This is a genomic window from Micromonospora sp. DT4, assembly GCF_049841675.1.
Taxonomy (GTDB): domain Bacteria; phylum Actinomycetota; class Actinomycetes; order Mycobacteriales; family Micromonosporaceae; genus Micromonospora.
The window spans coordinates 49,524-71,571 of the sequence record NZ_JBNCKT010000004.1 but is presented as its reverse complement, the minus strand read 5'-3'; the positions used below and the strand labels follow the sequence as shown (position 1 = coordinate 71,571).

Here is a 22,048-nt window from a genome sequence, read left to right as displayed (position 1 = left end):
TTTGGGTGTTTGAGTTTCTGGCCGGGCGTGGGTCTTTTCGGCCCCCGGGCCCGGATCGCGCGTCAGACGCAGCGGGAGACGGTGGGTTCGGGTCGTGGCCGGTGTACATGTAGTCGCCGGCGAGCATGCCGCTCGCGCTTCCGTAGAAGGCGTTGTACCAGACGGTGTCGCCGTTGACCGACGATCCGGTCGCCCAGCAGTTCAGGTAGACCGACTGGCCCTTCGGGATCGTGAGGATGACCGAACACTGCGAGTTGTTCAGCCACTGGCAGTAGCGCAGGTTCGGGTCCGTCTTCGTCTGGAAGTAGCCACCGGCGAACGCCGGTGTGGCGACGCGTGTGATCGAGGATGGTCCGCGCATTTCGAAACCTCCGGTGGGGCCAACGTGGATACGGTCGGTCGCCGTGGCGTACGGGGCGGTTCGCGCCCCCGGCGGTGGTTCATCGGGCGGCGGTGGATCGGCCGTAGGGCAACGATCGCAGCGGGCCGCTGCCCGCGAACAGGCGCTTGACCGGCAGTTGACCGGCGATTGGGCCGGCCATGTTCGGGGGCCGGGGGCACCATGGCGCCTCGATCGACACGAGGTCGGCGATGTCGTGGTGTCCGGCCGGTCGGGATACCCCGATTTCGCTGATCTGGAGTCGATCTAGCCCTCAACGCGGCGGTGCGGGCGGTTCTGTCGTACCCGGTGGATAGCGTCGATGTGACCGACGGTGCTCGGGTGGCGACGACAGGGTGTCGACCGCGCATCGCGAGCGATCAGGAGGCGTGATGCTCATCGACTGCGACGGGTGCGCGAAGCGGGCCGACGGCTGTTCCGGCTGCCCGCTGACCGCCCTGTTCGACGACACGTCCCCGGCGGCCGGGCTGGTCGCCGCCGAGGTCGAGGCGATCGAGGTGTTCGCCCGGGCCGGCTTCGACGTCGAGGTGCTGGCCGCGCCCGCGCGGCACGACGTCCCTGCCCGGCCCGACGTCCCTGCCCGGGGCGACGGTCCCGTCCGGCCCGACGTCCCTGCCCGGGGCGACGGTCCCGTCCGGCCCGACGTCCCTGCCCGGCACGACGGTCCCGTCCGGCCCGACGCTTCCGGCCGGCCCGGGGGCCCCGCGCGCCGGGTCCGCCGGGCGGCCTGAGCGCCTGCACGGGCCATCCGCGCCGGGTGGCACGGGCCCCGCGCGGCCATTCGCCCGGCCGGGTGGGCGGAGCGCGACACCGCGCCCGAAGCGGACTTTTCGCGGGCCATAGGATGGGCGGTCACGGCGGGAGGAGCGGCGGGATGAACGGGGTAGGACGCGAGCACGGCGGGCTCGTCGGTGCCTCGCGGCAGGCGGTGCCCCGGTGAGCCCGCGCGGCTGGGCGGTGCTGACGTTGGCCGCGTTGACGGTGGCCCTGCTGGTGACCGTCGCGGTGTTCATCCCCTGGCATCGGCCCCCGGCGCCCCGTGCCGACCAGCTCGCCGCGCTGCGGGATCTTCCGGCCGACCAGGTGGCCAAGGGGCGTGAGTTCCGGGCCGCCCTGCGCCCCGGCGGCTACGCGGCGCTCGCCGTGGGGCTGCTGATCGCCGTCGCGCTCGGCCTCACCCCGCTGGGCAGCCGCCTGGTCGAGCTGGTGGGCCGGCCGTTCGGCGGGCACTGGATCGCCCAGGCGGTGCTCGGCGGCCTCGCCGTGGTGCTCGTCGCCGACCTGCTCACCCTCCCGTTCTCCGCCTGGCGGCAGAGCGTCCTGACCCGCTACGGGCTGATCACCAACGGGTGGAGCGGCTGGGCCGTCGACCTGCTCAAGTCGTACGCGGTGAGCGCCGTGATCGGTGCGGTGGCGCTCTTTGGCTTCTACCTGGTCATCCGGCTCGCGCCCCGCTGGTGGTGGGCTCTCGGCGCAGCGGGCGCGGCCCTGCTGGTGGTGCTGCTGTCGTTCGTGCTGCCGGTGCTCGTCGAGCCGGTGTTCAACAAGTTCACCCCGATGGAGCAGGGCCCGTTGCGCACCGAGCTGATGAGCATGGCCGCCCGTGACGGGGTGCCGGTGCGTGACGTGCTCGTCGCCGACGCCTCGCGGCGCACCAGGGCGGTCAACGCGTACGTCTCCGGCCTCGGCCCGACCCGCCGGGTGGTCGTCTACGACACGCTGCTGCGTGAGGCCACACCCGACGAGGTGACGGCCGTGGTGGCGCACGAGCTGGGCCACGCGAAGGACTCCGACGTGGCGGTGGGCACGCTGATCGGGGCGCTGGGCGCCGCCGCCACGGTGGTGGCCCTCTACCTGCTCGGTTCGTGGGGGCTGCTGCTGCGGTTGGCCGACGTCGACTCGGTCGCCCATCCGCGCGCGTTTCCGCTGCTGGTCGCCCTGGTCACGGTGGCCGGCCTGGTCGCCACCCCCGTGCAGGCGCTGGTGTCGCGGCGGGTGGAGGCGCGGGCCGACGCGCACGCGCTCGCGCTCACCGAGGACCCGGTGGCCTTCGAGTCGATGCAGCGCCGCCTCGGCTCGGTCAACCTGGGTGACCCCGACCCGCCGCGGTGGGAGTACCTCTACTCGGCCTCGCATCCGTCCACCGTGGAGCGGATGGCCGCCGCCCGCGCGTACGCCCGGGAGACCCGCCGATGAGCCGCACCTTGCTGATCACCAACGACTTTCCACCCCGCCCGGGTGGCATCCAGTCCTTCGTGCACAACCTCGCCGTGCGTCAGCCGGCCGGGTCGGTGGTCGTCTACGCGTCGAGCTGGCGCGGGGCGGAGAAGTTCGACGCCGACCAGCCGTTCGAGGTGATTCGTGAACGCACCCGGGTGCTGCTGCCCACCCCGCTGATCGCCCGTCGGGTGGCCCGGCTCGCCCGCGCGTACGACTGCGACACGGTGTGGTTCGGCGCGGCTGCCCCACTGGGGTTGCTCGCCGCCGGTCTGCGCAGGCGTGCGGGCGTACGCCGGGTGGTGGCGCAGACCCACGGCCACGAGGTCGGTTGGGCGGCGCTGCCGGCGGCCCGGCCGGCGCTGCGGCGCATCGGGCGTGGTGTCGACGTGACCACTTACCTGGGCGAGTACACCCGCACCCGGCTCGCCCGGGTGCTGGGCGGGGTGACCGACCTGCGCCGGCTCGCGCCCGGGGTGGACGTGGACACCTACCACCCGACGGTGGACGGCGAGCCGGTCCGCGCCCGGTTGGGGCTGACCGACCGTCCGGTGGTGGTCTGTGTGTCCCGGCTCGTGCCGCGCAAGGGTCAGGACATGCTGATCCGGGCACTGCCGGAGATCCGCCGTCGGGTGCCCGACGCGGCGCTGCTGATCGTCGGCGGCGGGCCGTACCGGGCGACCCTGGAGAAGCTGGCCCGCCAGGCGGGCGTCGAGCAGGACGTGGTCTTCACCGGCTCGGTGCCGGCGGCCGAGCTGCCGGCGCACTACGCGGCCGGTGACGTCTACGCGATGCCGTGCCGCACCCGGAACCGGGGACTGGACGTGGAGGGGCTGGGCATCGTCTACCTGGAGGCGTCCGCGACCGGCCTGCCGGTGGTCGCCGGGGATTCGGGGGGCGCGCCGGACGCGGTCCGGGAGTCCGAGACCGGGTACGTGGTCCGTGGCCGGGACGTGGCGCAGCTCGCCGACCGGGTTGCGCGGCTGCTCGCCGACCGTGATCTCGCCCGCCAGCTCGGCGCTGCCGGCCGAGCGTGGGTGGAGCGGGAATGGCGTTGGGAGGCGCAGGCGCAGCGGATGGCGTCTCTGCTGGCCGGCTGACCGTCGCCCCTGCTCAGGGGCGGGTCTGCCGGGGTGGGGCGTAGCGGGGGACGTACTCCTGGTTGGTGAGCTGTTGGATCGCGGCCATCACCTCGTCGGTGATCGTCCGGATGTCGCGCGGCCCGGTGATGCGCCCGGCGACCGGGATCGCCGGGCCGAACCGCAGGGTGACCGGGTGTCGGCGGGGGATCCGCGCGTCGACGGGCAGCACCTCGGCGGTGCCGAGCACACCGACCGGGATGATCGGCACCTCGGCGTCGCGGGCCAGCCGGGTCATGCCGACCCGGCCCCGGTAGAGCCGCCCGTCGGGGGACCGGGTGCCCTCCGGGTAGATGGCGACGAGACCTCCGGCGCGCAGCACCGGCACGGCCGCGTCGAGGGCTGTGAGGGCGGCTCGGCCGCCGGCGCGTTCGACGCGGATGGCGCCCATTCCGGCGACGATCTGCCGGCTGAGCCAACTGCCGGTGAAGTACTCGGCCTTGGCCCAGAAGGTGACGTGCCGGGGCGTCAGGCAGCCGAGGAACACCTCGTCGGCGACGGACAGGTGGTTGCCGGCGAGGATCGCGCCGCCGTGGCGGGGAAGGTGTTCCAGTCCTTCCACGCGGGGTCGCCAGCCCAGTCGCAGGGCCGATCCGACGGTCAGTTTGCCGAGGTCGTACAGCAGGGGCACGTCGTCTCCGGTTCAGTTCTGTGCGGGGCCGAGGTGCGCGTCGAGCGCGGCCCGCAGCACGCTGTCGTCGTCGCTGTCGCCGGTGGCCAGCGGCAGGCTGCCCCAGGCCCAGAGCTGGGCGATGCCGTGCAGGTTGGCCCAGAGCGCGCCGGCCACCACCGCCGCGGGCGCGTCGGTCGGCCGGCGCGCCTGGGCCACCAGGTCGGTCAGGAGGGTGAACAGCGGCAGGCTCGTCTCGCGCAGCCGCAGACGACCGCTGGCCAGCAGGTCGTGGCGGAACATCAGCTCGAACATGCCGCGGTGCGCCGCGGCGAAGTCCAGGTACGTCCGGGCCAGCGCGACCAATCGGGTACGCGGCGCCGGGCCGGCCGCGCGCATCGTCTGTTCGATCCGGGCGGTGAGGTCGGCGAAGCCCTCCCGGGCGATGGCCGAGAGCAGGTCGACGTGGGTGGGGAAGTAGCGGCGCGGCGCGCCGTGCGAGACGCCCGCCCGACGGGCGATCTCCCGCAGGGACACGCCGGACTGGCCCTCCCGCAGCACCAGGTCCACCCCGGCCGCCACCAGTCGGGCCCGAACTCCCGCCTCCTGGTCCACAGACACTGTCTACCAGCTCGTCGTAGACGCTGTCTACGTCCCCGGGGGCGCAAGCTGTGGCTCGACAGGTGGACGAAGGTCCGCGCCAGCGGCGAGCCGGCGCGGACCTTCGGTTACGGGATTCCGCTCGACGAGCGGGCGCAGGTCAGAACTTCGGGGCGTCCGGCGCTTCGAGCAGGCCGAGCCGCAGCGCGGTCATCAGAGCCTGTGCCCGGTTGGCGGCGCCGAGCTTCTCGTAGAGCTTGGAGATGTGCGTCTTCGCCGTGGACTCGCTGACGAACAACTGCTTGGCGATGCCCGCCACGCTCATCCCGTCGGCGAGCAGCCGCAGGACCTGCCCCTCGCGGGGGGAGAGCTGCGGGCCGGAGGGAGCGAGCCGACGCTTCATCGCCTCGGCCAGGTCGGCGGCGGTGAACGCGCTGGGCGACGACGCGGCGTGTCGTGCGGCCGCCACGACCTCGTCGGCCGGGGCGGTCTTGGGCACGAACGCGCTCGCGCCGGCCTCCAGGGCCCCGAAGAGCTGGTCGTCGCCGGCGTACATGGTCAGCACCACGATGCCCATCGACGCGCTGGACTTGCGCAGCGCGCGGGTGGCCTCCAGGCCGCTGCCGTCGGGCAGCCGCAGATCCATGATCACCACGTCTGGCTGGAGGGCGCCAGCCTGGCGTACCCCCTCTGCCGCGGTCGCGGCCTCGCCGACGACCTCGAACTGGCGGTCGCGCTCGAAGGCGTGCCGCAGGCCCTTACGAATCAGGTCATGATCGTCGACAAGGAGGACCTTGGTGCGGGTGGCCGGTGTCGGACTTGTGGTCATCCTCGGGTTACTCCCCTTCTGCTGCTGCGCTGTCACGCACGTTATCGCGCCGGGACGAGGTGCCGAGAACCACCGCCACGGTCGTGCCGCTGGGCTGCCGCGGCCTGATCTCCAACCGGCCCCGGATACGTTCCGCCCTCTCGGCCATGATCGCAAGACCGTACCGCCCGTCGGGGCGCTGGTCAGCCATCCCCTGACCGTCATCCGACACTTCTATTTGCGCGTACGGGGGGTCGACCTCGCACGTGACCCACAAATTGGACGCCCCGGCGTGCTTGCGCGCGTTGGTCACCGCCTCCTGCGCGATGCGCAGCAACTCGGCCTCGGTGGCGGCCGGCAGGCGGGCCGTGGACTCGTCCAGCGACAGGTGCACCCGCAACCCGCCCGACGCGCCGACGGTGCGGGCGTACTCGGCGATCGCCGCGGCCAGCCCGCCCTGCCGGTCCACCTCGCTGCGCAGTTCGAAGAGGCTCAGCCGCAGCTCCTGGATCACCCGGGTCACCTCGGCGCGCAGCGTCCGCAGGGCCTCGGCGGTCTCGTCCGCGTCGTCGAAGACGGTGGCCATGGCGTTGTCGATGCCGTACCCGACCATCACCAGCTCCTGCGCCACCCCGTCGTGGATCTCCCGGGCGAGCCGCTGGCGCTCCTCGTTGGTGGCCAGCGCGCGGACCTCGTCGAACAGCAGCGCCGCCTCCAGACGCAGCGCGGCCGGGCGGGTCAGCGCGGTCACCCGGGACACCACCGGCGGCGGGTACGCCTGCGCGACGTCGGCCTCCAGCACGACCAGCCCCACCGTGCGCACCCCGGCGACCAACGGGACGATCAGCGCGGACACGTCTCCGCCCCGGTGTGAGCGGGACTGCGAGCGGGCGGCCGTCGTGGCCTGCTGGCTGGCCCAGGCGTCGGCGATCGCCGAGTCCGCGTCCAGCGTCGTCTCCCAGTCGACCCGGTCCGCCCCGGCCTGGGCGAGCACCACGAGCCGGCCCCCGCCGCTGGCCGACAGCACCGCGCCCCGGTCCGCCCGGGCCACCGTGCGCAGCTCCTCGATCAGGTGCTCGGAGATGCCGCCCGGGTCCAGGGTCGCGCCGGGCAGTTGCCGGGCCACCGTCCGGAGCTGGGTCAGCAGCCGGGTGGCCTCGGCGTACGGCTGGGGCTTGCCGTCGGCGCGCACGGCCATCACCCGGTGCAGGGTGCCGGCGGCGTAGAGCCCGAGCGCGGCGAGGATCAGCCACTGCGCGCAGACCGCTAGATAGCCCACCTGGCCGAGCTGGCGTGCGCCGTCGACCTCGGTCACCGCGCCGCTGACCAGCAGCGTGGCGGCGGTCACCGCGAGCAGCGCCGCGCCCTCGCGGAAGCGGCGGCGCAGGGCGGTGACGGTCACCGGCACCGCCAGGTAGGGCAGCACGGCAGAGGCGCCGAGCCCGTCGACCGTGCCGCCGATCGACGCGACCGCGGCGACCTGGCTCGCGGCCAGCCCCAGCACCACCACCTCGGCCACCCGGCTCAGCGGCCCGATCAGCCGGTGCTGCGGAGCGAGCAGGGAGGGCAGCCCGGCGACCGCCAGCAGCGCGATCCACCACAGCTGGGTGACGTCGCGGGTGGCGAACAGGGTCAGGATCGCGACCAGCGCCAGCATCACCAGGCGGGCGGCCGCGGCGAGAGGATGCGGGTGTGGGACGGCGGTTGTGGATGCGGGCACGTAACGGATCGTAGTCAGCCGCGGTAGATGTCGGCGATCTCCGCCGCGTACGTCTTGTGCACGACCTGGCGTTTGACCTTGAGCGACGGGGTCAGCTCACCGGTGGCCTCGGCGAAGTCGCGGGGCAGGATCCGGAAGACCTTGATCGCCTCGGCCTTCGACACGGCCTGGTTCGCGGTGTCGATGGCGGACTGCACCTCGGCGCGTAGGCCCTCGTGCTCGCGTAGCGCCTCGACCGTGGTGTCCGGGGGCAGTCCGGCGCTCGCCAGGAAGGTCGGCAGCGCGTCCTCGTCGATGGTGACCAGCGCCGCGATGAACGGCTTCGCGTCCCCGATGACGACGCAATGACTGATCAACGGGTGCGCCCGGACCTGGTCCTCCAGCACCGCCGGGGCGACGTTCTTGCCGGCGGCGGTGACGATCAGCTCCTTCTTGCGGCCGGTGATGCTCAGGTAGCCGTCGGCGTCGAGCTGGCCCAGGTCACCCGTGCGGAACCAGCCGTCGGTGCTGAGCGCCTCCGCGGTGGCGGCCTCGTTGTGCCAGTAACCCTGAAAGACCAGTTCGCCGGCGATCAGGATCTCGCCGTCGTCCTCGATCCGGACCGTCACGCCGGGCAGCGGCCGGCCGACGCTCCCGATCCGGGTGCCGGTGGGCAGGTTCGCCGCGGCGGCGGGCGACGTCTCGGTCAACCCGTACCCCTCCAGGACCGTCACGCCGACGCCGCGGAAGAAGTGGCCGAGCCGTGCGCCCAGGGGTGCGCCGCCGGAGATCGCGTCGCGGCACCGCCCACCGAGTGCGGCGCGCAGCTTGCGGTAGACGAGCCGGTCGAAGACCGCGTGTTGGGCGCGCAGCGCCAGGCCCGGTCCGCGCGAGGTTTCCAGAGCCTCGCTGTACGCGATGGCGACCTGCTCGGCGCGGGCGAAGACGCCGCCCTTGCCGTCGGCATCGGCCTTCTGCTTGGCCGCGTTGTAGACCTTCTCGAACACCCGGGGTACGGACAGCACGAAGGTGGGCCGGAACTCCTGTAGCTCGCCGACCAGGTTCTTGGTGTCGGCGCAGTGCGCGAGGGTGGCCCGCGCCTGCACCACGCCGATCTGGATGAGCCGGGCGAAGGCGTGCGCCAGCGGCAGGAAGAGCAGGGTGCTCGCGCCGGCGTTGAACAGGTTCGGCAGCACCGGCACCGCGTTGGCGACGTCGGCGCACATGTTGCGGTGGGTCATCACGCAGCCCTTGGGGCGGCCGGTGGTGCCGCTGGTGTAGATGATGGTGGCGAGATGGTCGGCGCGGACGGCCTTGCGGCGCTGCTGGACCTCGGCCGGCTCGACGGCCGCGCCCGCGCTGACCAGTTCGTCGACCGCGTCCTGGTCGATCTGCCAGACGTTCGTCAGCTCGGGCAGACGGTCGTGGACGCCGGCGATCAGGTCGGCGTGGGCGCCGGTCTCCACCACGGCGGCGACCGCGCCGGAATCGGCGATGATCCAGGCGGCCTGCTCGGCGCTGGAGGTCTCGTAGATCGGTACGGTGACCGCGCCGGCCGCCCAGATGGCGTAGTCGAGCAGTGTCCACTCGTAGCGGGTCCGGCTCATCAGGGCCACCCGGGCACCCGGCTGGATGCCGGCGGCGATCAGGCCTCGGGCCACGGCCGTCACCTCGTCGCGGAACTGCAGGCAGGTCACCTCGGCCCAGGTGGTGCCGTTGCCGTCGGCGGAGCGGGTGGCGCGGGCGAACTGGACGGTGTCCGGTGCGGCCTCGGCGTTGTCCCAGACCGGATCGGTGAGGTTGGCCGCGTCGCCAACGGTGACGATCGGCGGAACGGAGAACTCGCGCACCTGCACTCCTTCGTGCTCGCACTGGCCGGGCCGGCCACCCGAGGGCGTTGGCTGTGTCGAAACCTACCCGTCGAGCGGTTCCGGTGGGGTAGGCGGGGCGCGGCGGGGCGGCGCGGCGTGTGGGCCGTGTCAGCCGGGTAGCCTCCCCCCATGGCGGACTCCTCCATCCAGTCGATCATCATCGGCGCGTCACCCGAGCGGGTGGCGGCGGTCATCTGTGACTTCCCGAGTTACCCGGAATGGACCGAGGCGGTCCGCCGTGCCGAGGTGATCGAGGAGTACGAGGACGGCTACGCCAGCCAGGTGCGTTTCACCATCGACGCCGGAGTGATGGCCGACGAGTACGTGCTCGCCTACGGGTACGCCGAGGACCTGTCCCGCGTCGAGTGGCACCTGGCCGCTCCCTCGAAGATGCAGAAGAGTCAGCGTGGCTCGTACGACCTGGTGGCGAATCCGGACGGGAGCACCACGGTGACGTACACGCTGGAGGTCGAGCTGTCTGTGGGGATGCTGGGCATGTTTCGGCGCAAGGCCGAGAAAATGATCATGGACACCGCGTTGAAGCAGCTCAAGCGCCGGGTAGAAGCACCCGGTGCGGCGCAGTGACGCGTCCGGCGGCACGGTAGAGGAGCCGAGGGTGGGCGGAACGGATCCGGGTTCGGCCCGGGAAGAGGCGGAGCGTCTGGTGGCCACCCTGCTCGCGGGGGCGCGACTGGCGTCCGGCGGGGCGGCGGGCGGCGCGTTCGGCCCGCTGGGCGGGATGCTGGCCGGTGTCCTCGGTCACAGTGCCGCTCCGGGTGGTGGCGCACCGGCCACTGGTGGTTTCGCCACTGGATCGGCCGAATGCTGCGTCTGTCCGGTCTGTCGTGGCATCGCCGCGTTGCGCGATCCGAGTCCGGAATTCGCCGAACGCCTCGCCACCGGCGCGGGGGACCTCGCCGCTGGCGTGGCCAGCCTGCTCCGGGCGTTCGCGCCGCCGGAGCCGTCCGCGGCGACCGCGCCGGAGTCGTCCGCGTCGTCGCAGGCCACGCCCGCTGTGGGCGGCGACGGGGAGGCCCCGAGGTCCGCTCCGACCGCCCGGTCGGCCGAGTCCGTCGACGAGCACGTGTGGCGCGATGCCACCCGCAGCGGGCATGATTCTCAGCCGGCGCCGGAGCGGGATGTCTGGTCGGTCGCCACCCGGACGGCGGACACATCCGCCCCGGCCACCGCGGCACCCGTCGACGACGCCGGGGCGGTGGCCGCGCCGGTGCCGACCAGCCGACCCGTGGTGCCCGCGTCGCGGGCGTCCGACGACACCGGCGCGGACGCGCCGGGCGGCGGCGCCTGAGCGCGGGACATCGCGATCCGGACCGGCGTGCCTCGCGGCACGCGCGGGCCGGACAGCACAGCAGAGGGGAGCGGCGGCGGTGACGCTGACCATCGGAGTCGACGTTGGTGGCACGAAGGTGGCCGGCGGTGTCGTGGACGACACCGGCAGGGTCCTCGTGCAGAGCCGACGGGACACCCCCGCCGACGACGTCGCCAAGACCCGTGACGTGATCATCGAGCTGGTCGACGAGTTGGCCGCCGACCGGACGATCGAGGGGGTCGGCATCGGCGCGGCCGGCTGGATCGACGCCACCCGCTCGACCGTGCTCTTCGCCCCCAACCTGGCCTGGCGCGACGAGCCGCTGCGCGACTACGTCAGCACCGCCGTCGGCCTGCCGGTGATCGTGGAGAACGACGCCAACGTGGCCGCGTGGGCCGAGTTCCGCTACGGCGCAGCCCGCGCCGCCGACGACTCGATGATCATGTTCACCATCGGCACCGGCGTCGGCGGCGGCATCGTCCTCGGCGGCGAGCTGATGCGCGGCGCACACGGCATCGCCGCGGAGCTGGGCCACACGCTGGCCGTGCCGGACGGGCACCAGTGCGGCTGCGGGCGGTTGGGCTGCATCGAGCAGTACGCCAGCGGCAGCGCCCTGGTCCGCTTCGCCCGCGCCGGCGCCCGACAGGAACCGCAGCGGGCCACCGCGCTGCTGGAGCTGGCCGGCGGCGAGACCGAGGCGATCACCGGTCCGATGGTGACCGCCGCCGCGCAGGGCGGCGACCCGGTCTCCGCCGAGGCGTTCGCGCAGATCGGCCGGTGGTTGGGCACCAGCCTCGCCGACATGGCGCAGATCCTCGACCCGCAGACCCTGGTCGTCGGCGGCGGCGTGATCGACGCCGGTGACCTGCTGCTCGGCCCGACCCGGCGCTCGTACCTCAACGAGCTGGCCAAGCGGGGGCGCCTGCCGGTGGCCGAGGTGCTCCCCGCCGAGCTGGGCAACAGCGCCGGGGTGATCGGCGCGGCCGACCTGGCCCGCCGGATCTGAGGCGGTCGGAAGATGGGTGTACCGCTGCGCGTGGTGTCGTACAACATCCACAGCCAGCGCGACGACACCGCCGCGCTGGCGGCGGTGGTGCGGGCCGCGAAGCCGGACGTGGTGATCGTGCAGGAGGGGCCGCGCCGGTTCCGGTGGCGGCAGAAGTCGGCCACGCTGGCCGAGTCGTTCGGCCTGGTGGTGGCCGCCGGAGGTCTGCCCGCCCTGGGTAATCTGCTGCTGACCAGCCTGCGGGTGCAGGTGCGCGGCACCCGTTGCCAACGCTTCCCGCTGACCCCGGGCCGGCACCTGCGCGGCGCCGCGTACGCCGACTGCCGGGTCGGCGACGCCCGGTTCACCCTCGCCGGCTCGCACCTGTCCACCGACCCGGCCGAGCGGCCGGCGCAGGCCGCCGAGTTCCGGCGCGGGCTGGACGCGGCGAGTGGCCCGGTGGTGGCCGGCGCCGACCTGAACGAGGGCCCGGACGGGCCGGCCTGGGCGACGGTGGCGCGCGGCCTGACCGACGCGGCGATCGCGGCCGACCGGGCAGAACGGCTCACCTACTCGTGCGCGGACCCGCGCCGCCGCATCGACGCGCTCTTCGTCGACCCCCGGATCAGCGTCGTCGACTACGACGTGGTGGATACCCCGCAGACCCGCCGAGCCAGCGACCACTTCCCGGTCCTCGTCGACCTGCTGGTGCCCACCACGGCCTGACCCCCCACCGGTCGAGACCGCCGATCGGTCCGCGCCGGGGCTGGACATCCGGCTCCGATGTGGAGAGGATTTCGCGGCGACCGGCACGCGTGCCGTACATAAGGAGATGTCCCGGTGTCCACCTCCACCGACCAGGGCCGGCCCGACCCGGATGCGAACCCGTCCGCGACTGGCGGTGACGGCCGCGCGCTCTCCGACCGGGGCGACACGGTCTGCGTCATCGGGGCCGGGGCCAGCGGCCTGACGGCCATCAAGAACCTGCGCGAGCACGGGTTCGGGGTCGACTGCTACGAGCGGGAGACCGGCGTCGGCGGCGCCTGGAACTGGCGACACGACCGCAGCCCCGTGTACGCCAGCACCCACCTGATCTCGTCGAAGCCGTTCACCCAGTTCCCGGACTTCCCGATGCCGGACTCCTGGCCGGACTACCCGCACCACGGCCAGCTCCTGTCGTACTTCGAGCGGTACGCCGACCACTTCGACCTGCGTTCGCACATCTGGTTCGGCACCGAGGTCGTCCGGGTCGAGCCCGCGCCGGGGGAGCGGTGGGACGTGACCACCCGCTCCACCGGCGGGTACGGCCCCGAGCGCACGTCCCGGTACGCCGCCGTGGTGATCGCCAACGGGCACAACTGGTCACCGAAGCTGCCCCGCTACGAGGGCCTGGAGGAGTTCCGCGGCGAGATCATGCACGCGTCGTCCTACAAGGACCCGGCGCAGCTGCGCGGCAAGCGGGTGCTGGTGGTCGGCGCCGGCAACACCGGCTGTGACATCGCCGTCGAGGCCGCGCAGCAGGCGTCGCGCTGCTGGCACTCCACTCGGCGTGGCTACTGGTACGCCCCGAAGTACGTCCTCGGCCGTCCGGCCGACCAGATCAACGACGCGCTGCTGTCGCTGCGGGTGCCGCTGCGGATCCGCCAGTGGCTCTACCACTGGACGATGCGGTTGACCGTCGGCAACCTCACCCGCTTCGGGCTCCCCAAGCCCGACCACCGGGTGTACGAGACGCATCCGATCGCCAACAGTCAGCTCGTCTACTACGTGGGCCACGGCGGGATCGGCCCGGTGCCCGACATCGCCCGGTTCCACCCGTACGCCGTGGAGTTGGCCGACGGCCGCGAGATCGACCCTGAGCTGGTCATCTTCGCCACCGGTTACCTGCCGCGCTTCGAGTTCCTCGACGCGTCGGTGTTCGGCGACAGCGCCGGCACGGGCCGTCCCACGCTCTGGCTCAACGCCTTCACGCCGGGGCACCCCACGCTGGCGGTCGCCGGCCTGGTGCAGCCGGACTCCGGCCTGTTCACCCTGTCGCACTGGCAGACGGTGCTCTTCGCGCGCCTGCTGCAAGCTCGACGGGACCGGCCCGAGCGGGCCGCGGCGTTCGCGCAGCGGGTACGGGACCGGGCCGGCGAGCGTTACGCGGGGCAGGTCAAGGACAGCAGCCGGCACTGGTTCGAGGTCGGGCACGCCGACTACCTGCGCGCCGTCCAGCGCGCCCTAGTCGACCTGGAGGGCAAGTGAGCGCGAGGAGTGAGCTTGCGAGCCCCGCAGTCGCGAACGAAAGGTGGGCCCGGTGAGCGCGAGGAGTGAGCTTGCGAGCCCCGCAGTCGCGAACGAAAGGCTGAATCAGTGACCGAGCTGCGGATCATGCGGGGCCGGGAGTGGGCTCGCCCGGTCCGGCCGGCGCGGCGTGAGGTGCTCAGCGCCCTACCCGACGTCGAGGAGGGGCGTCCGCCGCTGCTCTTCGTTCCCGGGTTCGGCCACGGCGCGTGGGCGTTCGCGGAGCACTGGCTGGGCCACGCCGCGTCGCGGGGCTTCCCGGCGTACGCGCTGAGCCTGCGGGGGCACGGCGGCAGCGAGCCGGCGCCGGAGGCGACGCTGCGTGCGTACACCCATGATGTGACCCAGGTGGCGGCGGGCCTGCCGCGCCAGGCGGTGCTGGTGGGGCACGGCGCCGGGGCGCTCGTGGTGGCGCACGCGTTGGCGCGCTACCCGGCGCGCGGCGCGGTGCTGGTGGCGCCGGTCTTCGGCGGCTGGGGGGTGCTCGGGGCGGCGGTGCGCCGCAACCCGGCCGGGACGCTGCCGGCGGTGTTCGGCGGACCGCTGCGGCTCAGCCGCGCGCAGTTGTTCAGCCGGGAGCTGCCCGACGAGGAGGCCCGACGGCACGTGGCGCGGCTGGGCCGGGCCGGTCGGCGCGCGCAGTGGGCGCTGCTGGGCGAGCCGCAGGCCGAGCCGGCCGTGGGTGAGCCCCCGGTCCTGGTGCTGGGCAGCCCGGACGACCGGGTGGTGCCGGCGTCGACGTTGACGCGGATCGCCCGTCGGTACGGGTCGGCGCCGCTGCTCTTCCCCGGCATGGGGCACGACCTGATGCTCGACGCGCGCTGGGCCGAGCCGATCGACGCGATCCTGGACTGGCTGGAGAAGGAGCCCTCCGGTCGTTGAGCCCCGCGCCGCTCAGCCGCCGGCGTGCTGTGTGGCGGTGGTCGCCCGGGTCGCCGGGCGCGGCACCCGGGCGGTGCCGTCGGTGCTGGTGAGGCGGCCGACCAGCGCGCCCGTCTCGTCCAGCGCGCTCAGATAGGAGCGGGCCCAGGCCCGGATGTCGTGCTCGTGCAGGTGGGCACGCATCGCCCGCATGCGGGCGATGGCGTCGGGTAGGTCGGCCCGCAGCGCCGTCCGCAACGCCTGCTTGAGCCCCTCCAGGTCGTGCGGGTTCACCAGGTACGCCTGGGACAGCTCGGCGGCGGTGCCGGCGAACTCGCTGAGCAGCAGCGCCCCCGTGTCGTCCACCCGGGCGGCGACGTACTCCTTGGCGACCAGGTTCATCCCGTCGCGCAGCGGGGTCACCGCCATCACGTCGGCGACCCGGTAGAGCGCCGCCAGCTCGGCCCGGTCGAAGGGCTGGGTGAGGTAGTGGATGGCGGGCTCGCCGACCCGCCCGAACTCGCCGTTGATCCGGCCCACCTCGCGCTCGATGCGTTCGCGCAGGATCTGGTACTGACCGACGCGTTCCCGGCTCGGCATGGCGACCTGGACCAGCACCGTGTCGCGGACCTTGACATCGCCGCTGGCGAGAAGCTCGCTGTACGCCTTGAGCCGCTGCTCGATGCCCTTGGTGTAGTCCATCCGGTCCACGCTGAGGATGACCTGCCGGGGATCGCCGAGGTCCTGCCGCAGGCGGCGTGCCCGGGCGGCCACATCGGGGCGGGCGGCGAGGGCGGCCATCTCGGCGGTGTCGATCGAGACGGGGAACGCGCCGATGCGGACCACCCGGTCGTCGATCCCGATCCGGCGGTCGGTGGCCGGCAGCTCCAGTACCCGGGTGACCAGTTGGGCGAAGTTGTGCGCGGCCTGGGCGCGCTGGAAGCCGACCAGGTCGGCGCCGAGCATGCCGCGCAGCAGCTCGGCCCGGCGCGGTAGCTGCATGAACAGCTCCGGCGGCGGGAACGGCACGTGCAGGAAGAAGCCGATGCGCAGGTCGGGGCGCAGCGCGCGCAGCAGCCCGGGTACGAGTTGCAGGTGGTAGTCCTGCACCCAGACCACGCCACCCGGCTCGGCCACCTCGGCGGTCGCCTCCGCGAACCGCTGGTTGACCCGCTGGTACGCCTCCCACCAGCGGCGGTGGTGCTCGGGTTGCTCGACGGCGTCGTGGTAGAGCGGCCAGAGGGTCGCGTTGGCGAACCCCTCGTAGTGGTCGCGCAGGTCCTCCTGGCTGAGGGCGACGGTGTGCATGTGGACGTCGTCCACGTCCGGCAGAGCGGGCGCCGGGCCGGTGCCGCCGGCCCAACCGACCCAGATCGCCGGGGTGTGCCGCAGGAGCGGGTGCAGCGCGCTGACCAGCCCACCGGGGCTGCGCCGCCACTCGCAGGCGCCGTCGGGGGCCTGGTTGTCGTCGATGGGGAGGCGGTTGGCCACCACCACGAGGGAGCTCTTTCGCATCTCGGGCATTCCGATCAGCAGAGGACTGACCGCCACGAGCAAGGAAAAACCGGTCAGTCAGCGGGGGAAGTGACGTGCAGCGGTATTCCTACTGACAGTAAGTTACACCACTGTTACGCCCTCAGCGAGGGCGGTCGTGTCCCGCGATACGGGCCGGGTCAGACGACGGCGCCGTTGTCCGGGTCGTCGTCTTCCTCGTCGCCGGGGCGCAGTCGCCAGATGAGCGTGACGAAACCGGCCAGGATGCCGGTGAACCCGAACAGGGTGACCGCCGAGCGGTCCACCGGGAGCAGCGACGGGAAGAGGAAGAGCACGAACCCGACGACCACCGCGAGCGCGCCGACCACCGCGTACTTGGAGACGCGGGGCAGCGGTGGCGGCGGGGGCGGGTGATAGGTGTCCTCGTCGTCGTCCGGCAGGTCGACGCCGAAGGTGTCCAGACCGTCCAGCAGCGAGGGCTCGTCGCCCCGGGTGTTGCGGCCGACCGAGATCCCGGAGAAGTCGGTCGCCGACGGCAGCCGACGGACGTCGGTCGCGGTCGGCCCGGCCTCGTCGACGCCGGAGCGGGCGAGTGGACCGGCCGTCGGCTCGTCCCGGGTGTCCTGGTCGTCGCGCTCGTCCACGTCCTCCGCGGCCGGCCAGGGCCGCTCGTCGGCGCTGGAGGAGGTGCTGTGGAAGCCGGCCACGATCCGGGCCCACTCGGCGTCGATGTCCGGCTCGTCGCGGGCCGGCGGCTGCTCCGGGGCGCTCTCGTCGGCGAGTTGGGTGAGGTAGTCGCGGGCGGTCCGCAGGTGCGAACGGTCGACGTAGAGACGGTCGACCGGGCGGGCCGGGACGGTGGTGGTACGGGTGACCGGGTTGAGGTCGGCGGAGGGTTGCAGGTAGGCGGCGATCCCCCCGGCGGCCAGGACGTCGAGCAGGTGCTCGCCGACGCGCGGATCGACGTCGCCGACGACGGCGTACTCGCTCGCGTCGAGCCCGTTGTCCCGCCGTCCCCGGCGGGCCCCACCCGCTGACACCCGGCCATCCTCCTCAACGCGCCCTGCGGCGCGGCCACCCCTGCCCCCTCGACGCCCGTCCGTACGCCGTGCTCTGAATCGTGACACGTCAGGGGCCGGTTCCGGGAGTGCGTTGTGTCGCGTCTTGGAAAGTCGGGGGCGCTCCCGCTGGTCACGGCGGTGGCTCTTTGTCCGTTGTTGCGCGAGACGTGCGATCTCGATGATCGTTGTCGACCGGGTGGTTCGTCGTCCCCACCGTGCCGCCGAGCCGCAGACGGCGGGCCGAGAGAGGCGGCAGCGTCCGTTGTGGTGTGAGCGCTCGCTTCGTAGGCTCGTCGGCGACGCGCCCGGCCCGGTGCTGTCGCGGGCACACCACAGGAAAGGACGCCGGTGCTCTACTGGCTGCTGAAGTACGTTCTCCTCGGTCCGCTGCTCAAGCTGATCTTCCGGCCGCGGGTGGAGGGGCTGCACCACGTGCCGGCGACCGGGCCGGTGATCCTGGCCAGCAACCACCTCTCCTTCTTCGACTCGATCTTCATCCCGTTGATCGTCTCGAGGAGGGTCACCTTCGTGGCCAAGGCGGAGTACTTCACCGGCAAGGGGATCAAGGGCTGGTTGATGAAGATGTTCTTCGTCGGCACCGGCACCATCCCCGTGGACCGCTCCGGCGGCCAGGCCGCCCGTGCCGCCCTGGACACCCAGTTGCGGGTGCTGCGCGCCCAGGGCGTGGCCGGCATCTACCCCGAGGGCACCCGCTCCCCGGACGGGCGGCTCTACCGGGGCAAGACCGGCGTGGCCCGGCTCGCCCTGGAGAGCGGCGCGGTGGTGGTGCCGGTGGCGATGCTCAACGCCGACGAGCTCCAGCCGCCCGGCAGGCTCATCCCGCGGATCGGCCGGGTGCGGGTCCGCTTCGGCGCGCCCCTGGGCTTCTCCCGCTACACGGGCATGGCCGGCGACCGGTTCGTCGAACGCGCGGTCACCGACGAGATAATGTACGAGTTGATGGAGCTCACCGGCCGCGAGTACGTCGACATCTACGCGCAGAAGCTCAAGACATCGGTGGCCGCCCAGGGCCTGGTCAGCAGGCGACGGCCGGCCCGGTCGGGCTGACCGGACGGCCGGCCAGCGCCAGCAGGCCCGGCGCGTCGTTGCGCAGCGCGAAGGTGCGGACCTCGGCACGCGGCACCCGCGCAGCCGCCCTGTCACCCGCAAGGGTCAGCTCCGCGGCGGCCAGCGCCAGCGCCAGCACACGGTCGCTCGCGTCCGGAATCCGCCCGTACGTCTCGGCGGCGGCCAGGTGCAGCTCGGCCGCCCGCCGGTGGTCGCCGTCGGCCGCCGCCACCGCAGCCGTCACCGTCCGCAGCGCCGCCTCCGACCACGGCGTCCGATGTCCGACCCGGTCGAGCATCGCCCGGACCCGCACCGAGGCGTCCCGGCCGGCCAGCGCGCCGGCGTACGCGGCCGCGGCGATCCACTCCCCGCTGGCCAGCGCTGGCACCTCCGACCAGGACCGCTCCAGCTCGTCGATCAGGTCCGCAGCCTCGGCGTGGCGCTCCTGCAACGCCCGGCACAGTGCCGCCATGCCCAGCATCGTCCAGCGCAGGCGGTGGAAGCCGCTGCGTCGGGCGGTGGCCAGCGCGTCGACCAGGTCGGCCGGGTCCTCGTCGTCGCGCAGCACGAGCAGGCAGCAGCGCAGCCCCCGCACCTGCATGTCCCAACTGCCGGTCGGCGTGTCCACGAACGCCTCCGCCGCGGCGAACAGCCGGCCGAAGTCACCCTCGAACCAGGCGCGCATCGCCTCGGCCGAATAGCTGGTGGTCAACGTCTGCCCGCTGGCCGTACGCGCCGGAGCGGCCGAGAGCAGCGCGTTCGAGCGCAGCCAGTCGCCCTCCTCGCGGATGGCCCAGGCCAGGTTCTGCGTGGCCCGGGGCAGCGCGAGGAGCTGACCGGCCCGGCTGAACTCGACGATCGCGTGCAGATCGTCCAGGCCGACCCGGTCGCCGGCCTGGTAGCGGGCGGTGGCCGCGGTGATCCGCGCGTTGGTGCGCGTCTCGGTCAGGCCCAACCGCTCCGCGATCTCCGCCGCCGTGTCCGCCGCCGACACGGCCGGGTCGCGCTCGTAGTTGAGCATGTGCAGGCGGCCCAGCTCGGCGTACGCGTCGGCCTTCTGCGGGCTGTCCGGTAGCTGCTCGAACAGCTGGACCGCGCGATCCAGGCAGGCCAGCGCCTCACCCCGCTCGGCGCGTAGCCACGCCGCCTGGCCGAGCAGTGTCCACGCCCGCGCGGCGCACGCGTCGTCGCCGTGCGCCGCCAGCCGGTCGGCGAGCGCGTGCACCTGCTCCGTTCCGCCGCCGGAGAGGAACGCGTTACCGTCCCGGTAGAACGAGATCTCCGTGCTCAGCAGCTCCAGTTGTAGCCGGCCCACCGGGTCGCTGTCGTCGGCGAGACCGAGTGCCCGACCCGCGTGGCTCGCCGCCGCCTCCAGCCCGTGCAGGGCGTACGCCCGGCGGGCCGCCCGGTGCAGCGCCCGTCGCGCGGGACCCGCGTACCGCTGGATCGCCATGCCGAGGGACCGCGCGATCTCGTGGGCCGCCCAGCGGTGGTGGGCGAGGACCTCGGCCAGGTCGGTGTCGCGGCTCTGCGACAGCGCGTCGAGCCAGTCCGCCGCGCGCTCGTGCCGCGCCACCCGCTCGGTGCGCGGCAGCCGCTGGTAGCAGACGTCGCGCACCAGCACGTGCCGGAACCGGAACTCGGCCTGCCCGGCCATCGTCGACGCGGCCTGCTCGTGCACGAAGTCGCGCTGCTCCAACCGGCGCAGCGCGCGCTCGACCGACTCCACCGGCTGCCCCAGCGCGGCGGCCACCGCGCCCGGCCAGAACTGCACCCCGACCACCGAGGCGGCGAGCAGCACCGCCCGGTCCTTGGCGTCCAGCAGGTCCACCCGGTTGGCGATCACCGCGTGCACGCTCTCCGGCATGGTCAGTTCGAGTTGCTTGTCCAGCGACCAGCCCCGCCCGGACTGGCGCAGCGCGCCCTGCTCGATCAGCATCCGGACGTACTCGTGCGCGTAGAGCGGGTTGCCGCCGGCCACCTCGATGAGCGGCGTCAGCATGTCGGCGGAGAACGCCGCCTGGCCGAACAGGTGCGCGTACAGGGCGGCGATGCCGGTGTCGCGCAGCGGCGGCAGGGTGATGGTCACCGAACCCGTGATCGTCCCGGCCCAGCTCGGGTCCCGGTCGACAAGCTCGGGGCGGGCGGTGCAGAGCAGCAGGAGCGGCACCTCACGGGCCGCGGCGCCGAGCAGCTCCACGAAGCGCAGCATGGCGTCGTCGGCCCAGTGCAGGTCCTCGAAGACCAGCACGGTGGGACGGCGGGCCGCCAACGCCAGCAGGAAACGCCGCCACGCCGACTCCGCCTCCTCCGCCGGCAGCGGCGTACCGGGCAGCCCGACCAGCGGGCGCAGCGCATCGACCACCCGGTCACGTTCGCCCGGCCCGATCAGCTCGCCGACCGCGGCGCCCAGTCGCTGGGCGGCGCTCGCGGCCGGGTCGGTGTCCAGGATGCCGGCCTCGGACTTGACGATGTCGGCGAGCGCGGCGAACGTGACGTTCTCCCCGAACGGGGGGCAGCGGCCGGTCCGCCACGTCAGCGGCTCGTCGACCAGCCGGCCGGTGTGTCGGTACAGCTCGCGCAGCAGCCGGCTCTTGCCGATTCCGGCCCGACCGAAGATCGTCACCACCTGGGGCAGACGGTCGCGCAGCGACCGGTGCAGGGCGTTGACCAGCATGCCCAGCTCGTGTTCGCGGTCCACCAGGGGCGTGGTGTCCGGCTCCCGGTCGGTGGGCTGGCGGCGCACCGGGGACAGGGCGAGCCACACCTCGGTCGGCGACGAACGGCCGCGCAGGGTGACCGGGGGTTGCTCCTCGTAGCGGATCGCGTCCTTGGTCAGTGCGTGCGTGGTGCCGCAGACCAGCACGCCTCCGGGCGGCGCGACCGACTGCATCCGCGAGGCGGTGTTCACCACGTCGCCGGCGACGATCGCCTGCCCGCCGTCGCGGGCGGCGGCCACGTCGACGAGGGCCTCGCCGGTTGCCACGCCCACCCGGAACCGCATCTCGGTGCTGCCGGTCGGCGTGAAGCGGGTGAGCACCCGTTGCAGCTCCAGCCCCGCCCGGACGCAGCGCAGCGCGTCGGTCTCGGTGGCGATCGGCGCGCCGAAGAGCGCCATCACCGCGTCGCCGATGTACTTCTCCACCACCCCGCCGTACTGGCCGACCACCCGGCGGGCCGCCGAGAAGAAGCCGGTCTGCATGCCGCGGACCTGCTCCGGGTCGGCCCGCTCGACGTACGGGGTGAAGTCGATGAGGTCGACGAAGAGCACGCTCACCCGCCGGCGGTCCTCCTGCGGGGTGACCGTGGTGGACCGGTCCGCGCCCGGTCGGGGCGACCCGCACGAGGTGCAGAACGCGACGTCCGAGGCGAGGGGGCGCAGGCAGTGCGGGCAGACAGCACCCAGCTCGGCGCCGCAGCCACCGCAGAAGCGGTCGCCGTCGGCGGCCGTGCGTCCACAGCGCCCACACTGCGCGGCGATGACACACCCTCCACTGGCGATACCGGCCGACGCCCCCCAGCGCCGTCACCCGTGAGGAGTATCGCCGTCGAACGCGCTGTCGGGTACCGGCCTGTTGGTTTGTGGACAGTCCACCAACGGCTTGACCGACTACATTCA

Annotated in this window: 18 protein-coding genes and 1 pseudogene; 10 read left to right on the top strand and 9 right to left on the bottom strand. The window is 73.4% G+C overall.

Annotated elements, in window-relative coordinates; all coding sequences use genetic code 11:
- Positions 1 to 361, bottom strand: a 361-nt coding sequence (locus ACLQ24_RS02925) for a hypothetical protein (protein ID WP_425888845.1), incomplete at its 3' end; no start/stop codon positions are given.
- 410 nt (positions 362 to 771) lie between these two features.
- Here ACLQ24_RS02925 and ACLQ24_RS02920 point away from each other — a divergent pair.
- The 3 genes and pseudogenes from ACLQ24_RS02920 to ACLQ24_RS02910 all read left to right on the top strand — a co-directional run.
- Positions 772 to 972: pseudogene (locus ACLQ24_RS02920) on the top strand (hypothetical protein); the annotation flags it as partial.
- A 364-nt stretch (positions 973 to 1,336) separates the two neighbouring features.
- Entirely contained in the window at positions 1,337 to 2,596 is a 1,260-nt protein-coding gene (locus tag ACLQ24_RS02915) for a M48 family metallopeptidase (RefSeq protein WP_425888844.1), read from the top strand.
- Entirely contained in the window at positions 2,593 to 3,717 is a 1,125-nt protein-coding gene (locus ACLQ24_RS02910; protein ID WP_425888843.1) for a glycosyltransferase family 4 protein, read from the top strand. The genes ACLQ24_RS02915 and ACLQ24_RS02910 overlap by 4 nt, the downstream gene beginning before the upstream one ends.
- A gap of 13 nt (positions 3,718 to 3,730) precedes the next feature.
- On the opposite strand, the gene ACLQ24_RS02905 is transcribed toward ACLQ24_RS02910, so the two are convergent.
- The 5 genes from ACLQ24_RS02905 to ACLQ24_RS02885 form a co-directional block, all read right to left on the bottom strand.
- Positions 3,731 to 4,387 carry a lysophospholipid acyltransferase family protein gene (locus ACLQ24_RS02905; RefSeq protein WP_425888842.1) on the bottom strand — a complete coding sequence of 219 codons (657 nt, stop codon included), beginning with the start codon at positions 4,385 to 4,387 and terminating at the stop codon, positions 3,731 to 3,733.
- Between the two features lie 12 nt (positions 4,388 to 4,399).
- The gene (locus ACLQ24_RS02900) at positions 4,400 to 4,987 is read right to left on the bottom strand and encodes a TetR/AcrR family transcriptional regulator (RefSeq protein WP_425888841.1); all 588 of its coding nucleotides are present in this window, start codon (positions 4,985 to 4,987) and stop codon (positions 4,400 to 4,402) included.
- Between the two features lie 139 nt (positions 4,988 to 5,126).
- Entirely contained in the window at positions 5,127 to 5,795 is a 669-nt protein-coding gene (locus tag ACLQ24_RS02895; RefSeq protein WP_007072219.1) for a response regulator transcription factor, read from the bottom strand.
- A gap of 7 nt (positions 5,796 to 5,802) precedes the next feature.
- Positions 5,803 to 7,494 (bottom strand): GAF domain-containing sensor histidine kinase, encoded by a 1,692-nt coding sequence (locus ACLQ24_RS02890; protein WP_425888840.1) that lies wholly within the window; start codon positions 7,492 to 7,494, stop codon positions 5,803 to 5,805.
- Between the two features lie 14 nt (positions 7,495 to 7,508).
- Positions 7,509 to 9,323, bottom strand: coding sequence for an AMP-dependent synthetase/ligase (locus ACLQ24_RS02885; protein WP_425888839.1), 1,815 nt, complete (start codon positions 9,321 to 9,323; stop codon positions 7,509 to 7,511).
- 150 nt (positions 9,324 to 9,473) lie between these two features.
- Between ACLQ24_RS02885 and ACLQ24_RS02880 the strand changes: the two genes are divergently transcribed.
- The 6 genes from ACLQ24_RS02880 (at position 9,474) to ACLQ24_RS02855 (ending at position 14,827) form a co-directional block, all read left to right on the top strand.
- Entirely contained in the window at positions 9,474 to 9,929 is a 456-nt protein-coding gene (locus ACLQ24_RS02880) for an SRPBCC family protein (protein WP_425888838.1), read from the top strand.
- A gap of 31 nt (positions 9,930 to 9,960) precedes the next feature.
- Positions 9,961 to 10,653, top strand: a complete 693-nt coding sequence (locus tag ACLQ24_RS02875; protein WP_425888837.1) for a hypothetical protein — start codon at positions 9,961 to 9,963, stop codon at positions 10,651 to 10,653.
- 79 nt (positions 10,654 to 10,732) lie between these two features.
- Positions 10,733 to 11,680 (top strand): ROK family glucokinase, encoded by a 948-nt coding sequence (locus ACLQ24_RS02870; protein WP_425888836.1) that lies wholly within the window; start codon positions 10,733 to 10,735, stop codon positions 11,678 to 11,680.
- Between the two features lie 12 nt (positions 11,681 to 11,692).
- Entirely contained in the window at positions 11,693 to 12,385 is a 693-nt protein-coding gene (locus tag ACLQ24_RS02865) for an endonuclease/exonuclease/phosphatase family protein (protein WP_425888835.1), read from the top strand.
- 114 nt (positions 12,386 to 12,499) lie between these two features.
- Positions 12,500 to 13,906: a flavin-containing monooxygenase gene (locus tag ACLQ24_RS02860; RefSeq protein ID WP_425888834.1), complete on the top strand. Its 1,407-nt coding sequence runs from the start codon at positions 12,500 to 12,502 to the stop codon at positions 13,904 to 13,906.
- Between the two features lie 126 nt (positions 13,907 to 14,032).
- Positions 14,033 to 14,827: an alpha/beta hydrolase gene (locus tag ACLQ24_RS02855; protein ID WP_425888893.1), complete on the top strand. Its 795-nt coding sequence runs from the start codon at positions 14,033 to 14,035 to the stop codon at positions 14,825 to 14,827.
- A gap of 12 nt (positions 14,828 to 14,839) precedes the next feature.
- On the opposite strand, the gene ACLQ24_RS02850 is transcribed toward ACLQ24_RS02855, so the two are convergent.
- Both ACLQ24_RS02850 and ACLQ24_RS02845 read right to left on the bottom strand, forming a co-directional pair.
- Positions 14,840 to 16,321, bottom strand: coding sequence for an alpha,alpha-trehalose-phosphate synthase (UDP-forming) (locus tag ACLQ24_RS02850; RefSeq protein ID WP_425888833.1), 1,482 nt, complete (start codon positions 16,319 to 16,321; stop codon positions 14,840 to 14,842).
- Between the two features lie 158 nt (positions 16,322 to 16,479).
- Positions 16,480 to 17,340, bottom strand: a complete 861-nt coding sequence (locus tag ACLQ24_RS02845) for a DUF308 domain-containing protein (protein WP_425888832.1) — start codon at positions 17,338 to 17,340, stop codon at positions 16,480 to 16,482.
- 369 nt (positions 17,341 to 17,709) lie between these two features.
- On the opposite strand from ACLQ24_RS02845, the gene ACLQ24_RS02840 reads away from it, so the two are divergent.
- Positions 17,710 to 18,429 carry a lysophospholipid acyltransferase family protein gene (locus tag ACLQ24_RS02840; protein ID WP_425888831.1) on the top strand — a complete coding sequence of 240 codons (720 nt, stop codon included), beginning with the start codon at positions 17,710 to 17,712 and terminating at the stop codon, positions 18,427 to 18,429.
- Here ACLQ24_RS02840 and ACLQ24_RS02835 read toward each other — a convergent pair.
- Positions 18,398 to 21,910 carry an ATP-binding protein gene (locus ACLQ24_RS02835; RefSeq protein ID WP_425888892.1) on the bottom strand — a complete coding sequence of 1,171 codons (3,513 nt, stop codon included), beginning with the start codon at positions 21,908 to 21,910 and terminating at the stop codon, positions 18,398 to 18,400. The two genes, ACLQ24_RS02840 and ACLQ24_RS02835, sit on opposite strands and share 32 nt — an antisense overlap.
- Positions 21,911 to 22,048 lie beyond the last annotated feature (138 nt).